The sequence below is a fragment of the Bacillus sp. B2-WWTP-C-10-Post-4 genome (assembly GCF_009183805.1).
In the GTDB taxonomy this organism is placed as follows: domain Bacteria; phylum Bacillota; class Bacilli; order Bacillales; family Bacillaceae_G; genus Bacillus_A; species Bacillus_A cereus.
Genome location: NZ_WEII01000175.1, coordinates 1 through 5,571 on the forward strand (window position 1 = coordinate 1; position 5,571 = coordinate 5,571).

Sequence of the window (5,571 nt, forward strand, 5' to 3'; positions counted from 1 at the left end):
CAATGTAATTCTCTAATTTATTTTATTCTCCTATTTAGAATTTATAGTTTAGTGATTCAATAATACAAAAGTGGTTGTAATAAATAGATAAAACGATGAAATAATACAGTTAGAATGGTTAAAAGGCAGTTAAATATAAGTATTAAAAGAAATAAATTTACTTATTTATGTTTAGTGAATGTATTATGGTAAGAATTTCATCCGATTGGATTAGCGCTAAACTAGATTTTTATCCAAACAAATCCAATAATTATTTTTTAAATGAAGTATATGTTGCATCAAGTTTATTTGGAATAATTCGTAGTCTAATAATTGCTGAATCTAGAAAAATAACATATTCGAAAGGAGAGCAGATAAAACTCTGTCTGTGAAAATTAAATCTCTAAATTATAAAGTACGGATAATAGGATGTAATTGTGGTTTCATTTCGAATGGTACCATAAATGAATGTGGAAAAGTAAAGGAGAAAAATTTAAATAAACTATATAAGTAGTAAAAATGAAAAGGAGAAGTAGCTAGTGTTTAATATAAAAGAAAGATTGGAGCAAATAAAGCTTAAAACGAAGTTGTCTATGGCATTTATAGCAATATTAATTATACCAAGCCTTATCGTAGGAGTATCATCTTATAATAAAGCAAAAACAGATCTTAATGAAACAATTCTACAATCAGCAAAAGATAATATAAGTATTTTAGATAAGATTGTTGATGATGAATTAGAAAATAAGCATACAGATATCACTCATTTTGCAAAGGTACTCACACAAGGGGATTATAATCCTGAACAATCGCAAAATGTACAGAATAAATTTGATCAATATATACAGTTACATCCAGAGATAGAAACGATTTATACGGCATCCAGTAACAATCAATTTATTCATGCACCTGTTGGAAAAATACCAGAAGGGTTTAATCCGTTAGAAAGTAGTTGGTATAAGGATGCAGTAAAAGCAAATGGAGAGATTATTGTTTCATCTCCCTATAAATCAAAGTCTACAGGAAATATGGTAATTGCAATTGCAAAGCAGAATGCAGATAAAAGTGGTGTCATTGGCGTAGATTTGAATATTAAAGATATCGTAAAAACATCCAAAATGATAAAAATTGGGAAGCAAGGATTTGTATCTATAGTTAGTCAAGATAAAACTATAGTTGTTCATCCATCACTAAAACCTGGAGAGAAATTAGATAAAACTTTAGTGGATGAATTGTACAAGACAGAAGATGGAGTAATTACTTATAGCCTCAATGGTGAAGATCGAAACATAAGCTTTAAGACAAATAAAAAAACAGGTTGGAAAATAGCTGGCGTAATGCCTACGAAAGAAATTGAAGAAGCTACCAATCCTATTTTTTATAAAACGCTCACTATAATAGGTGCTTCATTATTGTTAGGTGGAATTGTAATTCTATTCATACTCAAATCTATAATTACTCCACTAAGACAATTAGTCATTTCAGCTCAAAGAATTAGTCAAGGAGATTTAACCGAGAAAATAGATATTCGTTCAAAGGATGAACTTGGTCAATTAGGTGGTAGTTTCAATACAATGGCAGAGTCGTTACGTAATATTATTTCTCAAATTAACACATCTGCAGGACATGTAGCTGCGTCTTCTGAGGAACTAACTGCTAGTGTAGAGCAAGCAAGTGTTGCGACAGAACAAATTACAAAAGAGATGGAAGAAATCTCGAACAGTGCAGAGGTTCAAAATAATGAAGTTGAGTCTGGAGCTGAATTAATTGGTGAGGTAACACGAAATATTCAATACGTAGCTGAGAATGCTTCTGAAGTATCGGCTTCATCCATATACACTAAACAAAAAGCCAATGAAGGTGAACAATTAGTAGAACAAACTGTAACACAAATGCAGTCTATCCATCACTCTGTTTCTCAATCCGATAATGTCATAAAATTATTAGATAAGAAATCACAGCAAATTGGCAGTATATTAGAAGCGATTCAAAATATTGCGGAACAAACAAATTTATTAGCATTAAATGCAGCGATTGAAGCAGCTAGAGCTGGGGAACAGGGGAGAGGGTTTGCAATTGTTGCTGATGAAGTTAGAAAGTTGGCGGAGCAATCATCCGAATCTTCAATGGAAATTGGAAGTTTAATTAAGGAAATACAAGCAGACGTACATGAGACTGTAAAAGCTATGAATGAAGTAGGCGTAGAAGTACAGTCGGGAATTAAGGTTGCGAATGATACAAAACAAAGTTTTTATGAGATTTCAAAATCTGCAAATGATATTGTATCAAAAGTGCATGGTATGGTAGAACTATCAAATAAAATGACAACTGATGCAATGAAAGTTGATACATCGATTGATCAAATAGCTATGGCTGTAAAAGAAAATTCTTCAAGTATGCAAACGATAGCTGGTTCATCTGAGGAACAACATGCTTCTATGGAAGAGATAAATTCTTCAGCAATACAATTAGCACAGATGGCGGAAGAACTTCAAGAGTTAATTGGTGGATTTAAGATTTAAGTTGAGATTCTAGGAGAGAATGCTAGAATCTTGTTACAGAGTGGAAATGAAAAATCTTATAACATAGTAAATAAGTATAATATGTACTCTCTATGCGTATTGAACAGGCAGATAAGCCATTTAAAAACCCTCCATTTGGAGGGTTTTTAAATACATTTACATTAAATTTGTGGTGGTGCACCACTATAATCGCCAACACTATATGAAGGAGCAGGATAATGCCCATGAGTAGCAAGCTGATCTGTTTTAGAAAACTGAAAAATTCCCACCGTTAATACCCCAATAAAAGCAATGCCTGATAATAATAAGCTAATTTTTTTCATTATTTTAACACTCCTTTTGCGATTGATTTTTGTCTTGCTTGATAACAAATATGGAAATAGTCACTTACTTTTTGGTGGTTCTCTAATTGTCTACATTTTGTGGCAAATAATTCGGCGTATTCGACAACATATTCCCATAATTCTTCTTCCTCAAAGTATAAGATTCCTTCTTGAATGATTTTTTCTAATTCTTCCAATGGAATATTTTCGTTTAATTTTTTTAAAATAGAGAAGTGGTGTGTGTATTCTTCGTTATGAATTTCTCTGCAAATCTGTAGACCCTTATCAATGAGTTGGCTGGCCGTTGATTGTTCTCCTAACTTATAATGTTCCTTAGCTTGTAGGAAGATGGCCTTGAAGTGTGTAGGGATTTTCTCTGTTACTTCTGAAAGGTGACGAATAGCTAAAGTAGACATACTTTGATCAGAATACAGCCACCCCATAGTATTTTTTACGTATAACAAGGAATCTTCTTCCCTATTTTTTTGTAGTAAATCAATTGCACAATGTAGATATTCTTCTGCTTGTTCGTACTGTTTTAAATAGATGCAGCAACCACCTAGCAAACTATTACAAAAGGCTGTTTTTACTTCATAACCTTCGTACTTTGAAAAGATTGCTCTCGATTTATTTGCGTATTCGATAGAAGCGAGATTGTTATAGGTATGGTGATAGAAAGTAGCAATTCTATAGTAAAATTCGGCGTGTTCAATTTCATCTGGTATAGCTACCAATATTTTTTCTGCTAGTTTATAATGTTCCTCTGCCTCAGTATAATTTGATATAAAAGTGGAATGAATGGATTTGAAAAAATGATAATAGAATTGTAGAAATTGATCTGTAGGCATATCATAATCGCTAATAGTATCAAAACTATTTTGTTGAATACCAAGGCTATCTGTTAAGACCTTGTAACGAAATTCGAGTAGTGAATAGTATAGTAACAAATTTTGATCCTGATGCTCTTGATTCGGTTCAATGCTTAACTTATTAATTTTTTCATCAATTTTCTTTTTTAGATTAGTAGCTTTTATAACTTGCTGAGATAGCATAGATCGATACCAGTCGTTCAATAGAGAGGTTAATTGCTCATTTCCTTTTACTGAGACACTCATAATATACGCCCCCATTTTCTAAAAAAATCCTAATCCAATTTAATTATAAACATCATAACAAAATAGAAGAAAAAATGGAGTGATATTACAATATTTTTCAAGAAAATTCATAAAAAACAATCAATTTGTGTCGAATATACGTAGAATAAAACATCCAAAAATAATCAAAAGATGATATGAGTCTTTATACGTTCTATTAGGTGAACTAAGAAACTGTGATTGAAGATTTATGAAATCTCTTTTTCTTAAAACGATCAATTATGTGTTAATTTTTAGATTATTTTATCGGATAAATATAGTATGTATCACCACCAAATGTATAAATCTTGCGTATGTAAATAAGAAGAGAATAAAGGAAATAAAAAAGAACTTGTAAGAATTCCTACAAGTTCTTTTTTAGATAATGTAAAAGGTGAAACAGACTATGTCATTATTTGTAATAGTAAAATTATCTTATGTATGGTTTTGTTTTATTTTATCATTTTAGCCAAGAAGACTCCTTCCTCAAGGAGCGTGAAGGGTCACAGTCCAGTGAGTAGGCGGGAGATGAATTGGCCTCGAACAAGAGATGGCAGGAAGCCATCTTAATTGTTCGACATATAGAAAGTATTACTCTACTATCTATCGAATGTATGTTTGGTGTATAATAGTCATATACCGAAATGGAGGTGAATCAAATAATGATTAATAAAGCCTATAAGTTTCGTATCTATCCAAATCAAGCACAAGCAATTCTAATCAACAAAACGATTGGGTGTTCTCGCTTTGTATTCAATCATTTTCTATCCTTATGGGATCACGCATACAAAGAGACAGGAAAAGGCTTGACCTATGGTATATGCTCTGCCAAACTACCTGCCATGAAGAAAGAGCTTGTTTGGCTAAAAGAAGTGGATAGTATTGCGATTCAGTCGTCTGTTCGCAACCTTGCGGATGCTTATACGCGCTTTTTCAAAAAACAAAACAGCGCACCGCGCTTTAAATCTAAGAAGAACAACGTACAATCTTATACCACAAAACAAACAAATGAAAACATTGCCGTTGTAGGGAACAAAATAAAGTTGCCGAAACTAGGCCTTGTTCGATTTGCCAAAAGCCGTGAAGTACAGGGACGTATTTTAAATGCTACGGTTAGACGCAACCCTTCTGGTAGATATTTTGTGTCACTATTAGTTGAAACAGAAGTACAAGAACTTCCGAAAACACATTCTTACATTGGAATAGATGTAGGACTAAAAGATTTCGCTATTTTGTCAGATGGAACACACTATGAAAATCCGAAATTTTTCCGATCATTAGAAGATAAGTTGGCGAAAGCACAGCGTGTTCTTTCTAGAAGAATGAAAGGATCTTCTCGCTGGAATAAACAACGAGTAAAGGTAGCTAGAATTCATGAATACATATCAAATACTAGAAAAGATTACTTGGACAAAATTTCAACTGAAATCATCAAAAACCACGATGTTATCGGTATAGAGGATTTGCAAGTATCGAATATGTTAAAGAATCATAAGTTAGCAAAAGCAATTAGTGAGGTATCTTGGTTGCAATTTCGATCAATGTTAGAATACAAAGCAAAATGGTATGGCAAACAAGTCATTGTCGTATCGAAAACATTTGCTTCCAGCCAAT

4 protein-coding genes are annotated in these 5,571 nt (G+C 32.5%); 2 read left to right on the forward strand and 2 right to left on the reverse strand.

Features of this window, described 5'->3' with window-relative positions; all coding sequences use genetic code 11:
- Nucleotides 1–518: 518 nt before the first annotated feature.
- Nucleotides 519–2,501, forward strand: a complete 1,983-nt coding sequence (locus GBN78_RS28150; RefSeq protein WP_119781443.1) for a methyl-accepting chemotaxis protein — start codon at nucleotides 519–521, stop codon at nucleotides 2,499–2,501.
- A gap of 161 nt (nucleotides 2,502–2,662) precedes the next feature.
- Here GBN78_RS28150 and GBN78_RS30490 read toward each other — a convergent pair whose 3' ends face one another.
- Complete coding sequence (locus GBN78_RS30490) at nucleotides 2,663–2,824, reverse strand: hypothetical protein (RefSeq protein ID WP_000724109.1); 162 nt, start codon at nucleotides 2,822–2,824, stop codon at nucleotides 2,663–2,665.
- On the reverse strand, nucleotides 2,824–3,939 hold the full coding sequence (locus GBN78_RS28155; protein WP_000116962.1) for a Rap family tetratricopeptide repeat protein: 1,116 nt from the start codon (nucleotides 3,937–3,939) through the stop codon (nucleotides 2,824–2,826). Before GBN78_RS28155 ends, GBN78_RS30490 begins: the two co-directional genes overlap by 1 nt.
- 680 nt (nucleotides 3,940–4,619) lie before the next feature.
- Here GBN78_RS28155 and tnpB point away from each other — a divergent pair.
- A partial coding sequence (tnpB, locus tag GBN78_RS28160; protein WP_193224769.1) for an IS200/IS605 family element RNA-guided endonuclease TnpB occupies nucleotides 4,620–5,571 on the forward strand: 952 nt, incomplete at its 3' end.